The sequence below is a fragment of the Mesorhizobium sp. ES1-3 genome (assembly GCF_020164795.1).
Taxonomy (GTDB): domain Bacteria; phylum Pseudomonadota; class Alphaproteobacteria; order Rhizobiales; family Rhizobiaceae; genus Mesorhizobium.
On sequence record NZ_JAIUGW010000001.1, the window covers coordinates 614,939 to 636,995 of the forward strand.

A 22,057-nucleotide genomic window follows, 5' to 3' on the forward strand; every position below is an offset into this window, starting at 1 on the left:
TTTGCGGCCGGTGATCAAGTCGCGGCCGCTTCTCAATACTTTATCCAGGTGGTCTTCAGCGCGGTGTATTTGTCGAGCGCATGCAGCGACAGGTCGCGCCCGAAGCCGGACTGCTTGAAACCGCCGAAGGGAGTCATCGGGCTCAGCGCATCGACGGTATTCACGGAAACCGTGCCCACGCGCAGACTTTCCGCGAGGCGATGCGCCCGCGACAGGCTGTCGGTCCACACCGATGCAGCCAGGCCATAGACGCTGTCGTTGGCGATGCGAAGCGCCTCGTCTTCGGTGTCGAAGGCGATCACCGACAGGACCGGACCGAATATCTCGTCGCGGGCAAGCGGGTCGTCGGGCAAGACGTCGTCGAAGATCGTGGGCTGCAGGAAACTGCCGCGCCCGTCGACGGCGACCCGGTCGCCGCCGGTCACCAGCCGCGCCGACTTCTTGCCGCCATCGATGAAACGCATGACGGTCGCGGCGTGGCGCGCGTCCACCATCGCACCCATCCTGGATGCGGGGTCGAGCGGATCTCCGGGCTGGGTCGCCGTTGCCCGCTGCGCCAGTTTCTCGACCAGCGCATCCTTGATGCCGCGCTCCACCAGAAGCCGGGAATTGGCCGAGCATACCTGCCCCTGGTTGAAGAAGATGCCGAAGGCGGCCATGTCGGCTGCCGCATCCAGATCGCCGCAATCGGCGAACACCAGATTGGGACTCTTGCCACCGGTCTCCAGCCAGACCTGCTTCATGTTCGACTGGCCGGAATATTGCAGGAACATCTTGCCGACGGCGGTCGATCCCGTGAAGGCAAGGCAATCCACATCCATATGGCGGCCAAGCGCCTGGCCGGCCGTCTCGCCGAGGCCGGGCACCACATTGAGCACGCCGGCGGGCAGGCCCGCCTCCAGGGCAAGGTCGGCCAGCCTGAGCGCCGAGAAAGGCGATTGCTCGGCGGGTTTCAGCACCACCGAATTGCCAGCGGCCAGCGCGGGCGCGCATTTCCAGGTCGCCATGTCGAGCGGAAAGTTCCATGGCACGACGGCGCCCACGACCCCAAGCGGTTCCCGCCGCACCAAAGCGAGGTCACCCCGCCCCGTCGGCGCCACCTCGTCATAGACCTTGTCTATCGCTTCGGCGTACCACTGGAAGATCGCCGCCGATCCCGGCACGTCGATGGTCGCGGCGTCCTTGACCAGCTTGCCCATATCCAGCGATTCCAGCAGCGCCAGCTCCTGCAGGTTCTCGCGCAGCAATTCCGCCAGCCGCAGCAGCACTTGCTTGCGATGCTGAGGGGTGGTTCGCGACCAGACGCCAGCCTCAAAACTGCGCCGCGCCGCGGCGACGGCAAGGTCGATGTCCTCTTCGCCACAGGAGGCCACCTCGGCGAGCGTTGCTCCCGTGGCCGGATTGATGCTGGTGAATGTCCGGCCGGAGCGCGCGGGCATCGTCTTGCCGTCGATGAACGCGCCGTCGCGAAAACGGATCGCCGACGCCTTGCCGATCCAATCCTCATGACTGAGTTCGCTCATGCTGGCTCCAGATTGTCGGGACTACTCGTCACCGGGAACGCCGTAGCTCGGCGCACCAGACGGATTGAGGGCGCGCGTGACATAGGCATCAAGCTGGGGCTTGTAGATATCCCAGAGCGTCGCCAACTGCTCGACCGGACACTCTTCGCTCCAGTCGCAACGCAGGTCGGCGACGGGCCATGAGACATCGCGCACCAGCTTCATGCCGGCGGAGCGGACAGGTCCCGCCTCACCGCCGGCCTCGAGCGCGGCTCGCATGGTGGCGATCAGCCGGTCGCCGAGATCGCCTCCGGAGGCGAGAAAGGCGTCCACCATGGCTTGCGGAATCCTATCGCTGGTAAGCAGGTTGCCGCCGCAGGCGACGTCCTCGCCGCGCGCCTCGGCCCAGATGCCGAGCGCTTTCGGTCCCGAATGGATTGCGCTGCCGCCAGCCGCGTCGACCGCCAGGACCTGCCGGTATTCGCTGAAAGCGGCCGTACGCTTCAGGATCGCGACGGCCTCAGTGGCGGAGGCGCCCCGCGCCATCAGCTCGAGCGCTCGTGGCCCGAGCGTCGGGTCCGTGACGTTCTGGCTGGCAACCGCCCCGACGCCCGCCTGCGCATAGGCGCAGCGGGCCGCGACCGCGGGAGATGACGAAGACACCGCCACTCCGAACATACCGGTGCGCCGGCACCGTGCCACGATGGAGAAGGTCATGGCGCTCAGTCCGGGATGATGGTTGCGCCATCATCCGGAATTACGGCAGTGCCGTCGATCTCGACCAGCCATTCCGGCCGCGCCAGGGCCGACACGACTAGGCCGGTCGAAACCGGATGCACGCCTTTGATGTATTCGCCCATCGTCCGGTACACGGCTTCGCGATGGCGTACATCCGTCAGGTAGATCACCACCTTCACCAGATGTTCCATCGTCCCACCGCATTCCTCGATGAGCTGCTTGATGTTCTGCATGACCTTGTGGGTCTGCTCGACCGGATCGTGACTGCCGATATTCTTGGCCGTGTCCAAATCCTGCGGGCACTGGCCGCGCAGATAGATCGTGCGGCCGCCGCGCGTGACGACCGCCTGGCACAGATCGTTGTCGAGCTTCTGCTCGGGATAGGTATCCTTGGTGTTGAAGGTGCGAATTCGCGTATGCGCCATGTTGGTCTCCATCAGGTCGGCTCGCAGCTGTCGTCGGCTTAGTCAGGCGTCCACGGGCTCGCGCTTCGCGGCGGCGTGGTAGGCCAGATATTTTCGCTGCGTCGAAATACGATCGGCGACGTGCTTGGCGTCGTGCCATACGCCCCAGATGAAACTGGAACCCCTTCGCGACTGCCAGGGCAGCCCCAGGAAATAGATTCCTGGCTCGGTCGAGACACCGCGCTGGTGCCTTGGCCGGCCCTTCTCGTCAAAGGCGTCGACCTTCAGCCAGCTGTAATCGGCGGCAAAGCCAGTCGCCCAAATGATCGACGCTATCCCGGCCTCGGCCAGCTGCAGTTCGCGGATCGGATCGGTCATGCATTCAGGGTCCGGTTCGATCCGGCGGGCAGCGGGCTCTTCCGGAAGGTCGAGACCGTTGCGCGCGACATAGGCGTCGGCTTCGTCCAGCAGCGACATCAGATTGGTGTCGCCGCGGGCAATGTTTTTCGCAAGATCAGGCGCGAAGCTCATCAGTCCGTCTTGGTAGGTCCTCGTCATGCCGACCAGGGTAAGCCCTTGCGCGGCCAGACGGCGGAAATCGATCGTTTCGCCGCCGCGCGCGCCACTCACCGCGATCGTGACATGTTCGGTGCCTGGTCCCGGGGTTTCGAGGTCCCATTTGCCGAGAACGCCCAGCCACCAACAGAAGTCGCGCCCGCGATAGGCCCGCGGCGGGCGGTCGTGCGGGCCGACCGAAAGATAGACGCGCCTTCCCGCGCGCTGGAGCTCGTCCGCGATCTGCACGCCCGACGATCCCGCTCCGACCACCAGCACCGCGCCCTTTGGCAATTGCGCGGGATTGCGATACGCGCTGGAATGGATTTGCAGGATGCCCGCCTCCGCTGGCACAACGGACGGAATGACGGGGACCTGGAATGGTCCGGTCGCGGCGACGACGCTGTTGGCCTCGATCACGCCATCGGAGGTCTCGACGCGGAAGCCGGGCCGACCGACATTTCTTTGCACGAGCCGGACCTCGACGCCGCTGCGGATCGGCGCGTTGATCTGCTTTGCGTAAGCGACAAAATAGTCGGCAACCTCCTCCTTGGAGGGAAAGCCATCGGGACCCGTAATCGGAAACTCCATGCCCGGGAAGCGGTCGTGCCAGGCCGGGCCATTGGCAACGAGGGAGTCCCACCTCTGCGAGCGCCAGCGCTCGGCAATGCGGCCACGTTCGAGGACGAGATGAGGCACTCCGCACTTGCTCAGGTGCTCGCTCATGGCCACTCCCGCCTGGCCGCCGCCAACGATAAGCGTGTCTATCGTCTCAACCGACATGCCCAGTCCTTTTCTGACCATCCGACAGCTGCTGCCGCACGGATGAAACCGATTTCCGGCGGCTGGCGGATGCAGCCCGGGGTGATCCCTTTCACCGTGTTCCAGACAGGCCGTGTGTCATCCGGTCGTCTCGTTATTGGCGCTCATAAGTAGCAGCACGTGCCGGTGGGCGCCCATAACGAATCTCCGAAGTCACGCGTAACCATTTCCGAATTTCTCGCGTCGATAGACGCATCTACAGTTTCAGCGGTCGGATCCGTAGCGCCGCATGGGTGGCGGGCGAAGCCGGGCATGGATCGGCGCGAAGCTGGTTGCGGAACAGGATGCGCTACCGCAGCCGCCCGTTCCGCAATGCCTCGAGCGCCGGCATCCTCGAGGGGCTGGCATGAGCACTGAGAGCTATGATTACATCGTCGTCGGCGCGGGTTCGGCCGGCTGCGTGGTGGCCAATCGGCTGAGCGCCGATCCGTCGGTCAAAGTGTGCCTGATAGAGGCCGGCGGCAGCGACGACAGCCTGCGGGTAAAGGTTCCGGCAGGCATCCTGTCGCTCTATGGCAACCCGAATTACGACTATTGTTTCGTCGGCGTGCCACAGCCCCATCTCAACAACCGCAGCATTCCGGTCAACCGGGGCAAGGCGCTGGGCGGATCAAGCTCGATCAACTCGATGGTCTATATTCGCGGCGCCGCGGAGGACTATGACGAATGGGCCGCGCTCGGCTGCGCCGGCTGGGCCTGCCGCGACGTGCTGTCGGTGTTCAGGAAGCTGGAGCGCAACCTGATCGCCCAGGACCCGCGCTATCACGGCACGGACGGCGAGGTTATGGTCGACAATCCGCGCGATCCGAACGTGCTTTCCGGCATGTTCGTCAGGGCTGGCGAACGTGCCGGCCTGCCCGCCAACGGAGACTTCAATGCCGAGAGCCAGTTCGGCGTCGGGATCTACAACGTCACGCAGAACCGGGGCCAGCGCTTCAGCAGCTTCACCGCTTTCATGCGGCCGGTGCTCGATCGCAAGAACCTGACGCTGCTCAGCGCATGCGAGGTGATCGACATCGTCATCGCCGAAAGGCGCGCGACCAGACTGCGCGTGCGCCATGACGGCCAGCAAAAAATACTCGCGGCGAGCCGCGAGATCGTGCTCTGTGCCGGGGCCATCAACTCACCCAAGATCCTGATGGCGTCCGGCATCGGCCCCGCGGAGGAGCTTCGGCAGATCGGCATCACGCCGGTTCTCGACCTGCCGGGTGTCGGCAAGAACCTGCAGGATCATATAGACGGCATGATCACCGTGCGCTCCAGGAGCACCAGGACGCTCGGCCTGTCGCTTGCCAACCTGCCCCGCATCGCCGCAGCGCCCTTCCAGTATTTCGCGCGCCGCAAGGGAATGCTCACAACCAATTACGTCGAGGCCGGCGGCTTTGCGAAAACCAGGCATGCGAACGGCCTGCCCGACATTCAGTTCCATTTCGTGCCGGGCTATCGCAGCCATCGCGGCAGGCTCATCGAATACGGCCACGGCTATGCCATTCACACCTGCGTGCTCAGACCGAAAAGCGTGGGCGAGATCAGATTGTCACGGGACAGTTCTCGCCGCGACGTTCTCATCGACCACCGCTTCTTCGCCGATGAAGACGACGCCATGGTGCTTGTCGAAGGCATCAAGATCGCGCGCAAGATCCTCGCCGCGTCCGAGTTCGATTCAGTGCGCGGCAAGGAAATGCTTCCGGGCAAGGATGTCCGCAGCGACGACGAGATCCTCGCCTATCTGCGCGCCGAAGCGCTGACCGTCTACCACCCTGTCGGGACCTGCAAGATGGGGACGGACGCGATGGCGGTCGTTGATCCGGCGACGCTGAAGGTGCGAGGCGTGGACGGGCTCCGGGTCGCCGATGCATCAGTCATGCCGAAGCTGATCGGCGGCAACACCAACGCGCCAAGCATGATGATCGGACAGAAGGCCTCGGAGATGATCCTGGGCTCGGCGCATCAGGGCGAAAGATAAAGACCGCCTCGCCTTCGGGATTTGAGCGCGGCTCAGCGTCTGGTATCACTGAACTGCGCCAACCAAGCACGTCGTTCTCCCAAGACCGCCGCACACCCTCGGGAAGAGCCCGTGGGCATGCGTTTGGGTGACATGCATCAATGATCCTCGTCGATCTCGTCGTGCAAAAGGCCGAGGATGCGGCGCTTGAGCGCGATGAACTCGGGTTCGAGGATCACATCCATCGAGCGCGGCCTGGGAATGTCGACCTTGATCTCGGCCTTGATCTTGCCGGGCCTGGCCGTCATCACCAGGACACGATCACCCAGGACGAGCGCCTCGTCTATGTCGTGGGTAACGAACAGCACGGTCTTTTGCTGCCTCTCCCAGACGCGCAAAAGCAGTTTCTGCATGGTGCCGCGAGTCTGGCTGTCCAAGGCGCCGAAGGGCTCGTCCATCAACAGAACGGCCGGGTCGTTGGCAAGGGCGCGCGCGATCGCCACGCGTTGCTTCATGCCGCCGGAAAGCTGGGCAGGGTAGTGGTCGGCAAAAGGCGCGAGGCCGACTTCGTCGAGATACTGGTCGACGATCTGCTTGCGCCGCCCCGCCGGCAGGCCCTTGCGCTTGGGCCCATACTCGATGTTGGCGCGCACGGTGAGCCAGGGAAACAAGGTGTAGCTCTGGAACACCATGCCTCTGTCGGGGCCGGGTTCGATCACTTCCCTGCCATCGACCTTGATGCTGCCCGAAGTCGCGTCATTGAGGCCGGCCGCAAGGTAGAGCAGGCTGGATTTGCCGCATCCCGAAGGGCCGACGATGACGCAGAACTCGTTCTTGGCCACCTTCAGCGACACATCGTCCAGTGCCAGCACGCCGTTGGCGTCGCCGTAGCGCAATGTCACGTCTTCGATGGCCATCGTCGTGCCGGTCGAGCGCGGATCGCCGGTCGTCGCGGCCGTGCCGGCCAGATCGTTCGCCTTGATGGTCTCGCTCATTGCTACCCTTGATCCGACTGCGGTCTGCGAGTTTGCGTTCAAAATCAGGATGCCCATGGCGCGACCCTCGCCCGGATAATGCGGAACGCCGTGTCTGTGATGAGCCCCAGAAGCCCGATCGCGGCGATCGCCATGAAGATCACGTCGACCTGGAAGCCTCGCATCGCCTTCAGGCTGATGTAGCCGAGGCCGCTCGACGCGGCGACGAGCTCGGCCACGACCAGATAGGTCCAGGCCCAGCCCATGGTGACGCGAAGCGTGTCGAGGATCGCTGGAAGCGCGGCCGGGAAAATGACGTGCCACACGGCTTCGCTGCGCTTGGTGCCCAGAGTGTAGGAGGCGTTGACCAAATCCCTGGATACGCTGCGCGCGCAGTCGGAGATCATCACCAGTTGCTGGAAGAAGGTGCCGAAGAAGATGACCGCTATGCGCTGTTCGATACCAATGCCGATCCAAAGGATGAACAGGGGCACGAAGGAGGTCACGGGCAGGTAGCGGATGAAGTTGACCAAGGGTTCCAGCGGCGCCTGCACCACCCGGTAGGTCCCCATCCACAGCCCCAGGGGTACCGAGATCAGCGAGGAGACGATGAAGCCCAGGATCACCACCTTGGCGCTGGTCAAAGTGTGATAGAAGAGGCTGCCGTCCAAAGACATGCGATAGGTCGTCTGCAGCACGGTTCCGGGCGTTGGCAGGAACATGTTCGGCACGACGCGGCCGTAGGACAGAAGAGCCCAGCCGCCGATCACGACCACCCACATCGCCAGCGCGAGTGTTGTTGCCGTGCTGGCGGGAATGTTGGCGAATGGGGTCGTCAGGCGTGTCCACGCCGTCCGCCTCTGTGCCATGGGGTGGCCTCCGTTGATCTTCTGAAGCGCGAAGCTCTGGCCTGCCGAAAACCGGGATCGGCCCAGACGGAGCGACCCCGGTTTCTCGAAGGCTCACTGCTCCTTGATGAAATCGGTGTCGAGGATGGTTTTCGCGTCGATCGTCATCTTGAGCTTGCCGGCCTTGCCCCAGATGTCCTGCGCGAAGTTCACCAGGTCGGACGCCTCGCTCTTCTGCGGCGTGCCGAAGAATTCCAGGTTACGATCGTGGTCGTAATAGCGCACGCCTTTGGCGCCGGCCGCGAAATCCTCTGGCTTTTCGAGATAGCCACCAATGCCCTTGGCCATGATCTCATAGGCCTTTTCCGGATTGGTCTTGATGAATTCGACCGCCTTGTAATAGCCCTTGACGAGGGCCTTTACGTCCTCGGGATGCTTTTCGATGAGATCGCATTTGAGGGCGATCACATCCACAATCAGGCCAGGGGTGGTCGTGGAATCGATCAGCACCTTTCCCTTGCCGCCCTTGCGGACTTCGGTGAGGTGCGGCTCCCAGGTCACGGCGGCGGGAACCTGGCCGGCGATGAAGGCTGTCGCCGCGTCATCGGCGGTCATGTTGGTGATGGTGACGTCGTCCTCGGTCATGCCTTCCTTTTTCAGCAGCACATTGAACCAGAATTCGGAAACGGAGCCCTCGTTCAAGGCCACCTGCTGGCCCTTCAGATCCTTGAGCGACTTGACGTCGGGTTGTGTGACGACGCCATCACCGCCGTGGCTGTCGTCGAGCGCCAGGACATATTTGAAACAGAGATCGTCCGAGCGGTATTTCATCAGCTCGTCGACGGTGGAGGCGGCGCCATCGAGATCGCCACCGGCGACCGCCGCCATGTAAAGCGCTGATTCTTCTATGACCTTCAGGTCGACATCGACGCCGGCCTCCTTGAAGTAACCAAGGTCGCGGGCAAGAAACAACGGGCCGTAGCCCACCCAGGTCGTCATGCCAAGGCGAATGGCGCCCGCGTTGGCAGGAGCGGCAAGCCCCAAGCCCAGCAAGCCTGCGCCGACCGCGCTCATCAGGCGATTTCGGAAAGTCTTCATCGTCGTGGTTCCCCTATAGCTGTTGCCGGCATCGGCCTCATTCAAGCGGCGTATGCCGGCCCTTGTTTTGGCAGCCGCTCTTGTTTGGGCGTCGCCTCCCAAGCGAGCCTTGCGTGTTCTAAGGTCCGCAAGAGAGCATTCGGGCCGGATCGCAAAAAGAAGTCTTTTTCTGCCTATTGCTTCGTCGAAACCGAAGCGGTCCATCACCGATCGGCGGCCTGGTTCTGGGACCCCTGGCCGGTCCATTTCCGTCGGCCCGTCGACCGAAGCGGCCTCGATGCCATGGCGCTCGAAGAGACGGGTGTCCCGTGCGGGAACCGCTCCTGCAAAAGGCACAGGAACCGACGCCGGCGGCCGGCGTTTTGCTGCGGGGTGGATCGCATGCGAAACCAGGAAGCGGGTGGTGCCTGAAGGCAACGCGGCTCGCTGGCCGAAAGGGCGGAGATCATGTGATGAGTATTTTCTATCGGGCGGCCAAGATTGCGGAGCAGGCCCATGCATCGCAGCACGACAAGACAGGAGGCCCCTATATCGACCATTGCCGTCGAGTGGTCGACGCTGTCGAGACGATGGACCAGAAAGTCGTCGCCTATCTGCACGACGTCCTGGAAAAAAGCGACGGCTGGAACCGGACCAGACTCGAAGAGGCGGGCTTCGGACCGACGATCGCCGCAGCGGTCGATGCCATGACACGCAGAGAAGGCGAGGACTATTTCGCATTCGTACGCCGGGCTGCATCGAACCCATTGGCGTTGCCGGTAAAACGGGCGGATTTGACCGACAATATCTGGCAATCACGACAGATCGGAGCATCCACGGCCAGATATGAAGAGGCGCTGCGCATTCTTGACGACGAGTTCACCAAGTGAATGCAGGGATGCTGGCGGCAAACGCGCCACGGCATGCCACATGCGCCACCGGTCGATGCCCGTAGCCGCGCGATTTGGCCAAGATGCATGATTACGGGGACCAACCCGTTTGGTAATTTTCGTACCATGTTTTTTCGTGACGCGCCGGGCGGATGGTTTTATGAATCCGACGATCGATCCGCGGCCGGCACGCTTCTGGTGCGCGATGCCTGATCGCCTTCGGGTCGCTTCGAGACCAAGGTGGCGCCCATGCGGGAATTGCCGAAAGACATTGACGCCGATGTGGTGATCGAAATCAGCAGGTTGCTGGACGACAGCCCGCTTTTCACGCCTGTCCGGGTTCATGAACTCACAGCAAGGGTAAGGCAGAAAGTGAAGACGGGGTTGCCGGATCGTTCGATCGAAGAGCTGATCGTGGAAATGGCCTCCGCGCGTCGGTTGGCCATGGCCTTCGAGCTGCCTGGATCAGAGAATGTGGTGCAAATTCCAGAGCGCCTCCCACGCTGACCGGATCAAGGTGACGCGCTCTACCCGGCAGTCGGGACAAGCGATGCCTCGAACACCTGGGCGCCCGCCTCATTGCGCACCTTGACGGTGATCTTGACCAGATCGCGATCCGGCGTTTCGTCGCGAGCGACATCCTGCAAGATGCGAATGGCTTCCGCCCTCGCCTGTTCTCGCGATTCGAACGGCTGGCCATCGTCGTCCGGCACCAGGCCATCGCCAAAGATCGAAATGATACAGTTTCATTTTCGGGCAGCCTTGGACACCTTAGCGTGCTAAATATTCGGCGGCGCTGGTGGTTCCCTATCCGCTCCGGCGCTTGCACCAGAGTGCGGCCAGGCTGCCGATTGATAGTGTCCGCCATCTTCCGAAGGCCTGCGGTCCGGCTGCCATGCTTGCGTCCGAGACAACCGGCGATCGGCGTTTCAACCCCGATCGTTTCGAGGCTATCATGTTAGAGTCTCTCTACCTGCAACTCGGCCAGCACGACACTCTCTCGGACGAAGAGAAGGCCTTGTTGGCCGAAACGGTTTCTTTTGGACGGGAGTTCGAAAAGGGGCAGGACCTGGTCGGAGTGGGATCCCGGCCAAGCTATAGCACCATGCTGCTGGACGGCCTGGCGGCACGCTATAAGGTGCTCGAGGACGGCGGCCGGCAGTTCACGTCCTTGCAGGTGCCCGGCGACTTTGTAGATCTCCACGCCTTTTTGCTCAAGACCATGGATCACGGTATCGTCGCACTTGCCCCTTGCCGGGTGATGTTCGCGGATCACAACAAGCTGAAAGCCATCACCGAACAGGCTCCTCACCTGGCCCGGCTGTTGTGGCTTGACACGCTGGTCGATGGCGCCATTCATCGCGAATGGATCGTGGCAATGGGCCGCCGCTCCAAGACCTCGCATCTGGCCCATCTCATATGCGAACTGTTCGTGCGCCTGCAGGCGGTGAAACGCACCGACGGCATGAGCTTCCATCTACCGCTGTCACAGGCTGAAATGGCCGACGTACTCGGGTTGTCGGTCGTGCACATGAACCGGGTGATCGGGGGCCTGAAGAAGATCAAGGTGATTACCTGGACGAACCATACGGTCACCATTCTGGACTGGGAGCAACTTGCCAGGATTGCCGAGTTCGACCCTACCTATCTGAGCATGAACAATGAGCCGAGATAAACGGCCTTGGCTCAATGTGCGGTGCTGCTTTTCTCGTCAAAAAACTGAATGCCCCGCACAGCAACCTTCTTGGTGATCAAGCCTTTAGATCTGCATCCGATCGCTCTGTACCGGTCCGCTCCCGCAGCATTGCCATGGCGGCTTGCATCGATGAAAAGGGGCTGTTCTGCAACTCGTCGAGAATGGCGTCCACCGACGCCGCGACATTTGTCGGTTCGGCATTTGCCGACCTGGCCTTTCGTCCGTCCGACCTGCCTGCCCTATTTGGCGTAGCAGGTACTAAAGGCGCTTGATACCAGCCAGCTTCAAGCGAAGCCTTTGGCCCTCGGCATAGGCCAGGGCGAAGGATTCGAGTTCGAATTGGCAGGTGGTTTCCTGACCGTCGCAGATCACGCGGACGAACCATTCGCCGCACCCTTCGACGACCTCGATCTGGGTTCCGACTTTGCTTTTGTGCTGGGTTCTGTGCACGGCTTCCTCCCAAGCATCAGCCAATGCGGAATTTTCATGCGGAACGAGGTTCCGTCATTTAAATTTGATGACTTTTCACTGTACGGTTTTTACCAAGTCGTGCCGAAATCACCGCGCGCTCTACCTGCGCATACGACCCGAAACGGCTACCGAGATGCCGCAGTCACGCGCCAGACCGTGTTTCCGACATCGTCCGCAATCAACAAAGCACCCAACTTGTCGACGGCAACGCCCACGGGCCGGCCATGCGCCTTGTTGTCATTGTCAAGGAAACCGGTGACGACGTCCTGAGGCTTGCCGTCGGGATGACCTCCATTGAATGGTATGAAAACGACCTTGTAGCCGTTGAAGCGCTTGCGGTTCCAGCTGCCATGTTCGCCGACAAACGCGCCATTGCGATAGGATTCGGGCAGATTGGTACCGGTGTAAAATGCCAGGCCCAAGGGCGCGACATGGGAGCTCAGTGCATAGTCCGGGGGGATCGCCTTGGCGACCAGGTCGGGCCGCTGCGGCATCACCCGCGGATCGACATGCTGGCCATAGTAGCTGTAGGGCCAGCCATAAAACGCGCCGTCCTTGACCGAAGTCATGTAGTCGGGAACCAGATTGGGGCCGAGTTCGTCGCGCTCGTTGATGACGGCCCAAAGGGCTCCGCTCTGCGGCTCCCAACTCAAACCGTTCGGATTGCGCAGCCCGCTTGCGAAAATGCGCGAACGGCCCGTCGCCCTGTCGACCTCCCAGATGGCGGCGCGGTCCTTTTCCGCCTGGATGCCGTTCTCGGTGATGTTGCTGTTGGAGCCGACGCCGACATAAAGCAGCGATCCGTCCGGGCTGGCGACGAGAGATTTGGTCCAGTGGTGATCGATCGGGCCGCCGGGCAGCGGCGTCAGCACGGTGCCCGGCGCGGTGATCTTGGTATCGCCTGGCTTGTAGGGATAGCGCACGATGGCGTCCGTGTTGGCGACATAGAGGTCGTTGCCGACCAGAGCCACGCCGAAGGGCGAATTGAGATGGTCGAGGAAGACGCCCTGGACATCGGGCACACCATCGCCGTTCGTATCGCGCAGCAAGGTTATGCGGTTGCTTCCTTCGGTGCCGCCGCCCGACGTCGCCATGGACTCGATCCAGCCCATGATCAAGTCCTTCGGACGCTTGATCGCGGCGGCGGGCGGTGCCACGGACTCGACCACGAGAATGTCGCCATTCGGCAAGATGTAGAGCGAGCGCGGATGCTTCAATCCCTTGGCGAATGCCTGGATCTGCAAACCCTTCGCAACCGTGGGTTTGTCGTCCTGTTTCCAGCCAATGATCGAAGCGACATGCATTGGCGGAACCAGATATTGCGTCGGTTCGGGCAGTGTCGGGTTCGGCCCGACCTGGCCGCTTGGGTCTGGGTCGTCGTCGCTGCAGGCAGGCAATGCCAGAAGCGATCCGCACAGCAGGCCCAACCCCATGGCATGCCGGATGTGTCTGTTGGAAACCCGCATGGCGCTCATTCGACCACCTCCACGGGAGCGCGGCCGGTGCTCCACCGCAGCAGCCACACGAGAAGCAGGACGATCACGGCCGCCGCGGAGAGGATGAGCCCTGTCGGCACGACCGACGTCCAGGCGTCACGACTGTGCACCAGCGCGTTGAAAAGCGACAGCACAAGCACCACAAGGCTGCCGAACAGATAGGCCCAGCGTACTGGGAACATCCGACCGGTGAAGAGATCAACAAGGGCCGCAATCACCGCAAGCGCACCCATCACCAGACCAGCCAACAATAGCCATGCGGAAAAATCGGCCCACATCATCTCCGCGGTACGCCAATAAGCGAGGTCAGTCAGGAGCGTGCCGATGAAACAGGCATTGGCGATCGCCATTGGCGCCCGATAGATCGGACGCCTGGCGACCACCGGCATTGATCGCGAATTGACCATGGACCTTCTCCACCCCTGCTCCAGATGGCACCTGGGCTTCAAACAAACCTGGAGTTGAGAGGTTCCGGGAACAGTTTTCGTTCAAGGACTTGTGATTGCCTGGCCAATGCCGATCAATGACGGTTATGAACGGCGCACGCGAAGCGTGGGCGTGCTAAGCTTTGTACGCTTCTTACCAACCCTTTGACCTTTATTGTCAGTCTTCCCTGGACGACTAGATTGGCTAGGCGGCATTCTCAAACCATGCCGCAATGGCCGACGCGGGCTTAGGCAATGTGCCGTCACCGGCATCGCCGCGTCGGCCATTCCCGCAATTCCGGCCCCGCAACCCTGCAGCGAAGGCGGTCAGTTGAGCGGACGGTCCTGCCTCGAAGGGTTCTTTGAACCTAGGTCCCCGACCAGCCGGCGGTATTGCAGCTCGGGAGGGCCGTAAGAGTCCCGTGCCAGCATCATGAGACCTTGCCGATCCCGGATCGTGATTTCGCCGCGGCGGGCTCGGATGTAGCCATGACTCTCGATTGTCTGAAGCCCCACGGTAACCCCGGGGCGCCTGACGCCCAGCATGACGGAAAGGAATTCGTGGGTTATCGTAAGCCTGTCACCGACGGTCCGGTCGCTGCACATCAGAAGCCATCTCGCCAGCCGGACCTCCAGGCTGTGCCGCGCGTTGATCGATGCCGTGTAGCTCGTCTGGATATGGAGATATTGGACGTAGCGCAACAGGAACGGCCGCAAGGTAGGGCTATCTTCCAAGGCCTCGAGGAATGGCGCGGCGCTCATCCGTAGCGCTTCACTGGTGGACTGGACGTAACAATCGAAGCTTGCCAGGTCGTCGCCCATGATCAGCGCCGAACCGGTCATGCCTTCGAAGCCGATTATTCCGACCTCTGCTTCCGCCGTCGCCGAAGCCTTGGCGACGACCGATGCGATGCCACTCTCCAAGAAATAGACGGCCTCGATCTTTTGGCCTTCGTTCTCCAACGGCGATCGCAACTCCAGAAAAACGCTCTTGAGATGCGGCCGCAGCCGTTCGAAATCGTCCGCGCTCATCCGGCGCAACAACTCGCTCTTGGCCTGCAGAACCTTGCGATCCACGAAATGCTCTCCACCTGGGCAAGAGCACTAGGATCTCTCGGCCGCCCGCGCCCCTCGAACGAGCGAACGGTGGCAAAACATAGACTGTCCTACCCGGCCAGCACTAGGCAGGCGGCGGTCTCGGTATGAAACCGACAGTAGCTGCTGTGGAAAAATCGCAAGTTCGTCGGCTATCCATCCTTCGCCAGAAGGCGAGCTTCCCTGAGGATCGAGGAGCGGTCGAACCCTATCAGCAACACTATGTCACGTATCTGCTGTTCCGTAGCGCCCGATTCCCGGGCAAGTGCACGCACGACTTCGGCCGCTAGACCGGGGCGTTCAGGGTCTTTCGCCATGACATCCTAGCCTCACGCTGGGGCAGGAGTGCGATGGTCGCTCCCAAGCGTCAACGCCCGTATTGTGCTGCTGACGACCCTTTTTTGTACGCTTTCATACTGAACTTGGCGAATCAATTCGACCGAGCCCCGCTCGGGCGGTTCCGCCGTGCCGTTTGTCTTCGCCCTCAAGCTCTTTGCAGATGACACCCGATCGGCAGGGCGAGCGCCCCGACGCGCTTCCTGGCGCGGCGCGCATCGTCCTGCGAAAAGAGCTCTGAAGGAGGCCTCTGCCAAAGTGGCGGCCATCACCACGCCACAGCGATTACGGCTGCTGTCAATGCTCGAGCGCATGATGCAGTCGCCCATTCTGTCGCGCCGGCAGCACAAAGGCGAGGTCGCAAAGGATTAGGGGCGGCAGCTCTATGGTGCGCTTCGTATGAGCAGCCGCCGTGGCAGCCGGGACTAGTGACCTTCCGGGTGCCTTCAATTGCTGTTTCCGACCGTAAAAAAAACTGATTTGGGAGGGCCTACTTTAGAGATATTTAAATTAGCAATTTGGTGCATTGCAGTATAATTTGGTGTGCGGTGCAGCAGCAATGCAGCACGCTGGTTTCGGGAGGTGACGCCGCTTTGGGTTTTGCGGCAAAGAATCTGCGCCCCAGCGCGAATGTCTGCTCCGAAGGCGCGGCCGGTGGCGCCGCGTCATCGAGAAGCTCGGCGGCCTCGCCGTCACAACACCTGCATAGCCAATTGTCGCGGAGAAACAGAGGCCCATGATCCGAGACAATGCCACGGTGGGCGTTGTGGTGCCGATGTTCAATGCCGAACGAACCATTCGCGCGACCCTGAACAGCATCTGCAGGCAAGACTATCAGGCCCTTGACATCATCGTGGTCGACGACGGGTCGACGGATCTGTCTGCTTCAATTGTGGCCTCTTATGCCGAACAAGATCGGCGCATACGCCTGGTAGAGCAGTCAAACGCCGGCGTCGCGAAAGCTCGCAACCGAGGCGCTGCTTCTACCGATGCGAGGTTCCTCGCGTTCATTGATGCGGATGATCTTTGGGCCCCATCCAAAATCGCGCTTCAGATGTGTGCCTTGCAGCAGGGTGGCTCTTCTGCAGGCCTGGCATATTGCTGGTTTGCCGATATAGACGGCGATGGCCGGGTATTCTCATTGCATAACCGACCCGACGCCGAGGGTCGCGTCCTCCAACGCATGTGCAGGACGAATTTTGTCGGCAACGGAAGCTCGATGCTGGTTCGACGCTCCGCATTTGAGCGCGTAGGAGGCTTTGATCCTTCCTTGAGGGCCAGGAACGCACAAGGCTGCGAAGACCTGCTGATGTGCCTTAGAATCGCGGAACATTACGAGTTCCGCGTCGTTCGTCAGCACCTCGTCGGCTACCGAATGACAAACATCAACATGTCGAGCGATGTCATGCAGATGCTTCGTTCGTGTGAAATTGTGCTCGCCGAATTTCGCGAAAAATACCCGGAATTCGGGGGCGAGCTCGATGATCATCTGGTCGACATGCTGCATTGGCTCGCCGTGAGAGCGTTGATCTGCGGACGGCTTTCCGCAGCGTACGACCTGTTCAAGAGACTCGTTGTCCTGGAGCCGGGCACGGCTATTTCTCGTCTGCCGAACATGCTGGACATTTATTGCCGGGCCAGATTGGTCCCGCGCTGGATCAAAATTCGAGTGAAGAGGGTGCAAAACAAGAACGCCGAGTTCCAGCCTCACTACGCAGAGAGGATCTGGTGAACCTGTTCATGCAATTGCGGCGGCTTTTTCGCCTGTCGGCAGCGCCAGCGTGGGCTGGACCGACTGTGGTGGGGCTTGGACTGGTTGCGGCGGTTCTGGAAGGTGCCGGTCTCGTCCTGTTCATCCCGTTGCTGCAGAGCCTCGGAGCCTCGCCACCTCAGTCCGGTCGATGGCAGCCGGTATTTGACCAGCTCCTGTCGTCCATTCCGCAGCATCGCCTAACCGCGTTCCTGGTCGGAGCGCTGTGTGTCAGCATCATTCTCAAAAATGCGGTCCACCTTATCAACACCTGGGTGACCAGATATGTCGACGGCCTCGTTGCGCATCGGTTGCGATCCAGGGTTTTTGATCAGACGATAAGTTCGTGCATCGATTACCGGGTCGAAAACAGACGATCGGACATCATCACGACGATTGCCAATAACACCTGGAAGGTCAGCCAAGGGCTGAGCCTGGCCTATCGCTTGATGATCTGCTTTTGCACCTTCGTGGTCTTCGTTCTCTTGATGCTCTTGATCTCGGTTCGATTGACCTTTTTTTCCATGATTTTTCTGCTCTTCGGTGCAATGGCCATTCGCCTGGCCACGCGACGTGCGGACGAGACCGGCAAGGCCGTCGTCGAAGAAAACAAGCAGTTCGGCCTCAGGATGTGGGAAAGCATAAATTCACTGCAGTTGATCCGTGCCTTCGCACAAGAAGACTACGAGCAAGATCGGTTCCTTAAGACATCGGACAGGGTACGGCGCCGCCTACTGAGGCTCGACATGCTTTGGGCTACCCCCGGGCCGGTCTCCGAGGTATCGATCACGGTTCTGATCGGCGTCCTCGTTCTCATTGCAGAGTCCGCAAGCATAGGAATCGCGGCGCTCGCTGCTTTCCTGTCGCTCCTTTATCGCCTCCAGGGTCCAACGCGGGAATTGCTGCAATCGAAGATCGCGCTGGACGGGCTTGCCGGCGCTATAGACGATGTGGACGATTTTCTACGCACAACGCAAACGCCCTTTCTCAGCCAAGGCAATCTATCAGCCCCTCCACTCAGGACGGCAGTGGAATTCCGCGGCGTCTCCTTTCGTTATGCGCCTGATCAGCCACTTGCACTGCACGACGTCTCCTTCAGCATTCCCGCTGGCAAGACCACAGCCATTGTTGGAGAGTCGGGTGCCGGCAAGTCGACCCTCATGGTGCTGCTCTTTCGCTTTATGGACCCTACTTCAGGGGAAGTGCTCGCCGACGGCGTGCCGCTTTCGGGTTTCGAGTTGCGCAGCTGGCGCAAGCGACTGTCGTTGATGTCTCAGGAAGTGTACCTCTTCAACGATACCATCGCGGCCAATATCGCCTACGGCGATTTCGATACCAATCAGCACGACCTGCGCGAGGCGGCCCGCATAGCAAAGGCGGACGATTTCATCTGCTCGCTTCCGGAGGGCTATGAAACGCAGATCGGCGACCAGGGAATGCGCCTGTCGGGCGGCCAAAGGCAGCGGATTGCACTTGCCCGTACCATTCTTCGCAACCCCGACATTCTCCTGTTGGACGAAGCCACGAATGCGCTCGACGTTGAGACGGAACAGGCATTCCAGATCGCGCTCGAGCAGTACTCGCACAATCGCACCGTTGTGGTCATTGCTCACCGCCTGTCGACCGTCCAGGCCGCCGACCAGATCATCGTCATGTCCAAAGGACGGGTGATCGAAGTCGGTTCGCCGGATCAACTCCTGAAGCGACCGGGTCATTTTTCAAAACTTCACGGGTTTCAACACGGACGTGTTGCCGTGGGAACGAACTAAGACGATGGGCTACAAAATTGTCGACGTCGAGTTGTCAAGTCCGCTGGCGCCGATTGAGCTTGGGCCGCAGCAGGATGGCGTTGGTCTCATTGCCCGCTGGCAGAACCGGCTTGTCGGGTTCGAGATGATCACACTCCCCACCACGGGGGTTCTTTCGGCGGAAAGACTGAGATCCATTGCCGATCAACGCTTCGCCCCCCGTATTCTCGTTGCCAAAATGGAAGAGGAGTTGCGGCGACGAAGACCGGTAGCGGAGCCGGCATTGCCGAGCCTCTCAATCGCGATTTGTACGAAAGACCGCGCCGAACGTCTTTCCCGGCTGCTGGCTTCGCTCGACGATATCCGCCGGAAGTCCGCTTTTCCGTTCGTCGAAATCCTGGTCGTGGACAATGCGTCCGCGGATTCGGCTACACGCGAAGCCGTCCAGCGCTTCAAAGACATTCGTTACGTTTTCGAGCCGAGGGCCGGGCTTGATTTTGCAAGAAACGCAGCTGTTCGTTCCGCCTCGGGTAGCATGATCGCCTATCTGGACGATGACGTGGTCGTTGATCGCAACTGGCTTGAGGGCCTTGCGAAGGTTTGCCGGGATCATCCCGGTGCCGGCGGCTTTACCGGCTTGGTGCTGCCGCTTCGCCTCGACACAGAGGCCCAGATCTTTTTCGAACAGCGAGGCGGATTCGGCCGCGGCTTCAACCGCAATGAATTCCACAACGCCCGATTTGACAACCCGCTGCATCCGGTCGGGTCTGGTATTCTCGGCGCTGGCTGCAACATGGCCTTCGACCGCACACTGCTCCTTTCGCTCGGAGGGTTTGACGAAGCGCTCGACACTGGAGCACCGCTGCCTGGCGGTGGCGATCTCGACATTTTCTATCGCGTGCTGCGTTCAGGCCGGTCCATGGTCTACGAACCAGAGTACGCGGTTTACCATGAGCACCGCGAGACGATCGACCAATTGAGACGGCAATATTGGACGTGGGGTCTTGGTATGATGGCCTTCCTTGTCAAAAGCCGTCGGACTGACGCAGCGCTCAGAGCACGGCACCGCGCCATGGTTCGCTGGTGGTTCTTCGATCGGCTGAAAGCGCTGGCACGCGCGGTGCGCAAGCTTCAAGGTCGGGATTTCGGTTTCGCCATTGCAGAGCTGTGGGGCGGCATTCACGGCCTTGCAGGCGAATATGATCGCTCGCGTGTCCGCGTGCAGGCGATTCGGGAGCTGAACCGGTGAGTGGCGGCGCCTTCCGTATCAGGCAAATCGATCTCGGCTCTCCCGATGCGGACGTCGATGCGGGCGATACTCCTTCGCTATCGATTTTTTGGTGGAAGGACTTGCCGCTGGGAATGCGAGCGTCCTTGCCTGACGAATTGCCATACACAGAGGCACGCTTGAGGCAGCTTGCAGCGGAATTTTCGGCAGCACAATTGACTGCCCGCAGCATCAAACTGGGCGCCCCGTTGCGGGCGACTTATGAAGGATGGCCAAAGTCCGTGCTCTCTTTGACTGCGGCGCTCGATGCCAAGGATCTCGTCGGTTGCCTCGATGAGCTAGCAACTGCGTCGTCCGCGCCCGCGCAGCACGTCTCGGTGGTCATTTGTACGCGTGATCGCGGCCCCGCGCTGGCGCAGTGCCTTCAAAGTATTGCCAGGCAGCGCAGCGCTCCCGGCGAAGTCATCGTCGTTGACAATTCGCGCGACGCCAATGCATGGCCAGTATGTATCCACTTCCCCGACATCCGTTACGTTCACGAGCCACGCCCCGGACTGAGCGCTGCCCGATCCGCCGGCATTCGTGCAAGCCGTCGCGATATCATCGCCTTCACAGATGACGACGTCGAGGTCCATCCGGGCTGGACTGCCGAAATCGCGCGTGCCTTTGCAGAGTGGGACGTCGAGGCATTGACCGGCCTGGTGCTGCCAGCCCGGCTCGATACGATTGCCCAACGCCGCTTCCAGTTCGACATGGGCGGGTTTGGAACTACCTTCGTGCCGCTTATCTTCGACCAACGCTTCTTCGAGGAGACTCGGCCAAGCGGAGCGCATGTCTGGAAAATCGGCGCCGGGGCCAATATGGCCTTTCGGCGATCTGCCTTCGATCGGGTAGGCTCGTTCGACGAGCGCCTCGGCGCCGGTGCTGCCGGATGTTCGGAGGATTCGGAGCTATGGTACCGGCTTCTGGCAACAGGAGGGGCTTGCCTTTATGAACCCCGGGCCGTCGTCTTCCATCATCATCGCCGCGACTGGCCGGGCTTTAGGCGGCAGATAAAGGCCTATATGAAGGGCCACGTCGCAGCTCTCGTCGCACAATATGATAATTTCGGGGACCGCGGAAACATCGACCGTATCTGGAAGCAGCTGCCCGCATATTTCGTGAGAACATTCGTCAAGACGCTTTTCGAAGGCCCCCCCGGCAGGATCGGAATCCTGGCGGCAGAAGTCCAAGGCTGGCTGGCGGGTCTCCAGTTTCTCTTGCGTTTCGGCTGGCGAAAACGGCGAACATCAAATTGGCTGAGGAAAACCCGATGATCCGCAAGGCGTCGCTCGGACAGTTCCTGTCTCGAAATCCATTTCCAAACAGCCTGACAGACGGCCTTTTTTACCGTGAGAAGATGCGGGCGATTCATCGCGTTGCGCCCGTGACGATCGAGGGGCCTGGGCGGATATTGGAAATTGGGGGCGGCCGCAGCGGACTGGCAAGCATCCTCTACCCGAAGGCGGACATCGTTACCCTCGATCTCGATCCCGAGTTGGGCAAGCACCAGCCAGATTGGGCAAGGTCGACCTTCGTCTGCGGCGATGCCTGTGACCTCCCCTTCCCGGATGACAGCTTCGACGTCGCGACGCTCTTTGACGTGCTTGAACATATCGAGGATGACCGTAGCGCGGCACAAGAGGCCTTGAGGGTCGTGCGACCCGGCGGGTATGTTCTTGTCTCGACGCCGCATGCCGACTGGCATTACCCGTATTTCCGCATCATGAAGTCCTATTGCCCGCATGAGAGCGAACTGATGCAGGAATGGGGTCACGTCCGGCGCGGCTACCGGGATCCGGAACTCGCAGCGCTCTTCGACAGTGCGCCGGAGCGCCGGGCCACGTTCATCAACCCGGTGACGGCACTCTTTCACGACATCGCATTTTCTCGTCTTGGACGCCGTCGCCGCAACCTTCTTTACGCTCTCGCAGCGCCCATAACGGCCGTCGGCTACGCGCTGCACCAACGCTCGACACGCGGCACGGAGACGGCCTTTTCCTGGCGCAAATGAATTC

Annotated in this window: 21 protein-coding genes; 9 read left to right on the plus strand and 12 right to left on the minus strand. The window is 61.1% G+C overall.

The genetic code is table 11. The annotated features are described in order from the left end of the window. Nucleotides 1-32: 32 nt before the first annotated feature. From LB536_RS02885 to LB536_RS02900, 4 genes are read right to left on the minus strand one after another with little or no spacing between them, the layout of a single operon-like run. Nucleotides 33-1,523 carry an aldehyde dehydrogenase gene (locus tag LB536_RS02885; protein WP_224590038.1) on the minus strand — a complete coding sequence of 497 codons (1,491 nt, stop codon included), beginning with the start codon at nt 1,521-1,523 and terminating at the stop codon, nt 33-35. A 21-nt stretch (nt 1,524-1,544) separates the two neighbouring features. Next, nucleotides 1,545-2,219, minus strand: a complete 675-nt coding sequence (locus LB536_RS02890; RefSeq protein ID WP_224590039.1) for a DUF1028 domain-containing protein — start codon at nt 2,217-2,219, stop codon at nt 1,545-1,547. A 5-nt stretch (nt 2,220-2,224) separates the two neighbouring features. Then, a complete protein-coding gene (locus LB536_RS02895) occupies nt 2,225-2,665 on the minus strand; it encodes a RidA family protein (RefSeq protein ID WP_224590040.1) in 441 nt (146 codons plus the stop codon). A gap of 42 nt (nt 2,666-2,707) precedes the next feature. Continuing rightward, the gene (locus LB536_RS02900) at nt 2,708-3,982 is read right to left on the minus strand and encodes a flavin-containing monooxygenase (RefSeq protein WP_224590041.1); all 1,275 of its coding nucleotides are present in this window, start codon (nt 3,980-3,982) and stop codon (nt 2,708-2,710) included. Between the two features lie 385 nt (nt 3,983-4,367). On the opposite strand from LB536_RS02900, the gene LB536_RS02905 reads away from it, so the two are divergent. Continuing rightward, complete coding sequence (locus LB536_RS02905) at nt 4,368-5,987, plus strand: GMC family oxidoreductase (RefSeq protein WP_224590042.1); 1,620 nt, start codon at nt 4,368-4,370, stop codon at nt 5,985-5,987. A gap of 137 nt (nt 5,988-6,124) precedes the next feature. On the opposite strand, the gene LB536_RS02910 is transcribed toward LB536_RS02905, so the two are convergent. From LB536_RS02910 to LB536_RS02920, 3 genes are all read right to left on the minus strand, one after another. Beyond that, nucleotides 6,125-6,883, minus strand: a complete 759-nt coding sequence (locus LB536_RS02910) for an ABC transporter ATP-binding protein (RefSeq protein WP_224590081.1) — start codon at nt 6,881-6,883, stop codon at nt 6,125-6,127. A gap of 122 nt (nt 6,884-7,005) precedes the next feature. Then, nucleotides 7,006-7,809 carry an ABC transporter permease gene (locus tag LB536_RS02915; protein WP_027144824.1) on the minus strand — a complete coding sequence of 268 codons (804 nt, stop codon included), beginning with the start codon at nt 7,807-7,809 and terminating at the stop codon, nt 7,006-7,008. A 93-nt stretch (nt 7,810-7,902) separates the two neighbouring features. Beyond that, entirely contained in the window at nt 7,903-8,886 is a 984-nt protein-coding gene (locus LB536_RS02920; RefSeq protein ID WP_224590043.1) for an ABC transporter substrate-binding protein, read from the minus strand. Nucleotides 8,887-9,338: 452 nt separating this feature from the next. Here LB536_RS02920 and LB536_RS02925 point away from each other — a divergent pair, with 452 nt between their 5' ends. Both LB536_RS02925 and LB536_RS02930 read left to right on the plus strand, forming a co-directional pair. Then, complete coding sequence (locus LB536_RS02925; protein WP_140757031.1) at nt 9,339-9,755, plus strand: HD domain-containing protein; 417 nt, start codon at nt 9,339-9,341, stop codon at nt 9,753-9,755. A gap of 249 nt (nt 9,756-10,004) precedes the next feature. Further along, entirely contained in the window at nt 10,005-10,262 is a 258-nt protein-coding gene (locus LB536_RS02930; RefSeq protein WP_224590044.1) for a hypothetical protein, read from the plus strand. A gap of 20 nt (nt 10,263-10,282) precedes the next feature. On the opposite strand, the gene LB536_RS02935 is transcribed toward LB536_RS02930, so the two are convergent. Beyond that, nucleotides 10,283-10,468 carry a DUF6894 family protein gene (locus tag LB536_RS02935; RefSeq protein ID WP_224590045.1) on the minus strand — a complete coding sequence of 62 codons (186 nt, stop codon included), beginning with the start codon at nt 10,466-10,468 and terminating at the stop codon, nt 10,283-10,285. Between the two features lie 242 nt (nt 10,469-10,710). Between LB536_RS02935 and LB536_RS02940 the strand changes: the two genes are divergently transcribed. Continuing rightward, entirely contained in the window at nt 10,711-11,430 is a 720-nt protein-coding gene (locus LB536_RS02940; protein WP_224590082.1) for a Crp/Fnr family transcriptional regulator, read from the plus strand. A 279-nt stretch (nt 11,431-11,709) separates the two neighbouring features. Here the strand turns inward: LB536_RS02940 and LB536_RS02945 are convergent, their stop codons facing one another. The 4 genes from LB536_RS02945 to LB536_RS02960 form a co-directional block, all read right to left on the minus strand. Further along, nucleotides 11,710-11,901, minus strand: coding sequence for a hypothetical protein (locus LB536_RS02945; RefSeq protein ID WP_224590046.1), 192 nt, complete (start codon nt 11,899-11,901; stop codon nt 11,710-11,712). A 146-nt stretch (nt 11,902-12,047) separates the two neighbouring features. Then, a complete protein-coding gene (locus tag LB536_RS02950; RefSeq protein WP_411966527.1) occupies nt 12,048-13,388 on the minus strand; it encodes a PQQ-dependent sugar dehydrogenase in 1,341 nt (446 codons plus the stop codon). A gap of 5 nt (nt 13,389-13,393) precedes the next feature. Then, a complete protein-coding gene (locus tag LB536_RS02955; RefSeq protein WP_224590048.1) occupies nt 13,394-13,825 on the minus strand; it encodes a DUF2231 domain-containing protein in 432 nt (143 codons plus the stop codon). A gap of 345 nt (nt 13,826-14,170) precedes the next feature. Beyond that, complete coding sequence (locus tag LB536_RS02960) at nt 14,171-14,920, minus strand: Crp/Fnr family transcriptional regulator (protein ID WP_140756535.1); 750 nt, start codon at nt 14,918-14,920, stop codon at nt 14,171-14,173. A 1,090-nt stretch (nt 14,921-16,010) separates the two neighbouring features. On the opposite strand from LB536_RS02960, the gene LB536_RS02965 reads away from it, so the two are divergent. The 5 genes from LB536_RS02965 to LB536_RS02985 are packed head-to-tail and all read left to right on the plus strand — an operon-like array spanning nt 16,011 to nt 22,053. Beyond that, nucleotides 16,011-17,006 (plus strand): glycosyltransferase family 2 protein, encoded by a 996-nt coding sequence (locus LB536_RS02965; RefSeq protein WP_140812736.1) that lies wholly within the window; start codon nt 16,011-16,013, stop codon nt 17,004-17,006. Then, nucleotides 17,003-18,793 carry an ABC transporter ATP-binding protein gene (locus LB536_RS02970; RefSeq protein ID WP_224590049.1) on the plus strand — a complete coding sequence of 597 codons (1,791 nt, stop codon included), beginning with the start codon at nt 17,003-17,005 and terminating at the stop codon, nt 18,791-18,793. The genes LB536_RS02965 and LB536_RS02970 overlap by 4 nt, the downstream gene beginning before the upstream one ends. Nucleotides 18,794-18,797: 4 nt before the next feature. Further along, entirely contained in the window at nt 18,798-20,021 is a 1,224-nt protein-coding gene (locus tag LB536_RS02975) for a glycosyltransferase family 2 protein (protein WP_224590050.1), read from the plus strand. Beyond that, nucleotides 20,018-21,316, plus strand: coding sequence for a glycosyltransferase family 2 protein (locus LB536_RS02980; RefSeq protein WP_224590051.1), 1,299 nt, complete (start codon nt 20,018-20,020; stop codon nt 21,314-21,316). The genes LB536_RS02975 and LB536_RS02980 overlap by 4 nt, the downstream gene beginning before the upstream one ends. Then, nucleotides 21,313-22,053, plus strand: a complete 741-nt coding sequence (locus LB536_RS02985) for a class I SAM-dependent methyltransferase (protein WP_224590052.1) — start codon at nt 21,313-21,315, stop codon at nt 22,051-22,053. The genes LB536_RS02980 and LB536_RS02985 overlap by 4 nt, the downstream gene beginning before the upstream one ends. Nucleotides 22,054-22,057: the final 4 nt, after the last annotated feature.

Excerpts from the sequence above, each read along its gene's own strand:
- LB536_RS02885 (WP_224590038.1), bottom strand. The coding sequence starts at position 1,523 with ATGAGCGAACTCAGTCATGAGGATTGGATCGGCAAGGCGTCGGCGATC.
- LB536_RS02890 (WP_224590039.1), bottom strand. The coding sequence starts at position 2,219 with ATGACCTTCTCCATCGTGGCACGGTGCCGGCGCACCGGTATGTTCGGA.
- LB536_RS02895 (WP_224590040.1), bottom strand. The coding sequence starts at position 2,665 with ATGGCGCATACGCGAATTCGCACCTTCAACACCAAGGATACCTATCCC.
- LB536_RS02900 (WP_224590041.1), bottom strand. The coding sequence starts at position 3,982 with ATGTCGGTTGAGACGATAGACACGCTTATCGTTGGCGGCGGCCAGGCG.
- LB536_RS02905 (WP_224590042.1), top strand. The coding sequence starts at position 4,368 with ATGAGCACTGAGAGCTATGATTACATCGTCGTCGGCGCGGGTTCGGCC.
- LB536_RS02910 (WP_224590081.1), bottom strand. The coding sequence starts at position 6,883 with ATGGCCATCGAAGACGTGACATTGCGCTACGGCGACGCCAACGGCGTG.
- LB536_RS02915 (WP_027144824.1), bottom strand. The coding sequence starts at position 7,809 with ATGGCACAGAGGCGGACGGCGTGGACACGCCTGACGACCCCATTCGCC.
- LB536_RS02920 (WP_224590043.1), bottom strand. The coding sequence starts at position 8,886 with ATGAAGACTTTCCGAAATCGCCTGATGAGCGCGGTCGGCGCAGGCTTG.
- LB536_RS02925 (WP_140757031.1), top strand. The coding sequence starts at position 9,339 with ATGAGTATTTTCTATCGGGCGGCCAAGATTGCGGAGCAGGCCCATGCA.
- LB536_RS02930 (WP_224590044.1), top strand. The coding sequence starts at position 10,005 with ATGCGGGAATTGCCGAAAGACATTGACGCCGATGTGGTGATCGAAATC.
- LB536_RS02940 (WP_224590082.1), top strand. The coding sequence starts at position 10,711 with ATGTTAGAGTCTCTCTACCTGCAACTCGGCCAGCACGACACTCTCTCG.
- LB536_RS02950 (WP_411966527.1), bottom strand. The coding sequence starts at position 13,388 with ATGCGGGTTTCCAACAGACACATCCGGCATGCCATGGGGTTGGGCCTG.
- LB536_RS02955 (WP_224590048.1), bottom strand. The coding sequence starts at position 13,825 with ATGGTCAATTCGCGATCAATGCCGGTGGTCGCCAGGCGTCCGATCTAT.
- LB536_RS02965 (WP_140812736.1), top strand. The coding sequence starts at position 16,011 with ATGATCCGAGACAATGCCACGGTGGGCGTTGTGGTGCCGATGTTCAAT.
- LB536_RS02975 (WP_224590050.1), top strand. The coding sequence starts at position 18,798 with ATGGGCTACAAAATTGTCGACGTCGAGTTGTCAAGTCCGCTGGCGCCG.
- LB536_RS02985 (WP_224590052.1), top strand. The coding sequence starts at position 21,313 with ATGATCCGCAAGGCGTCGCTCGGACAGTTCCTGTCTCGAAATCCATTT.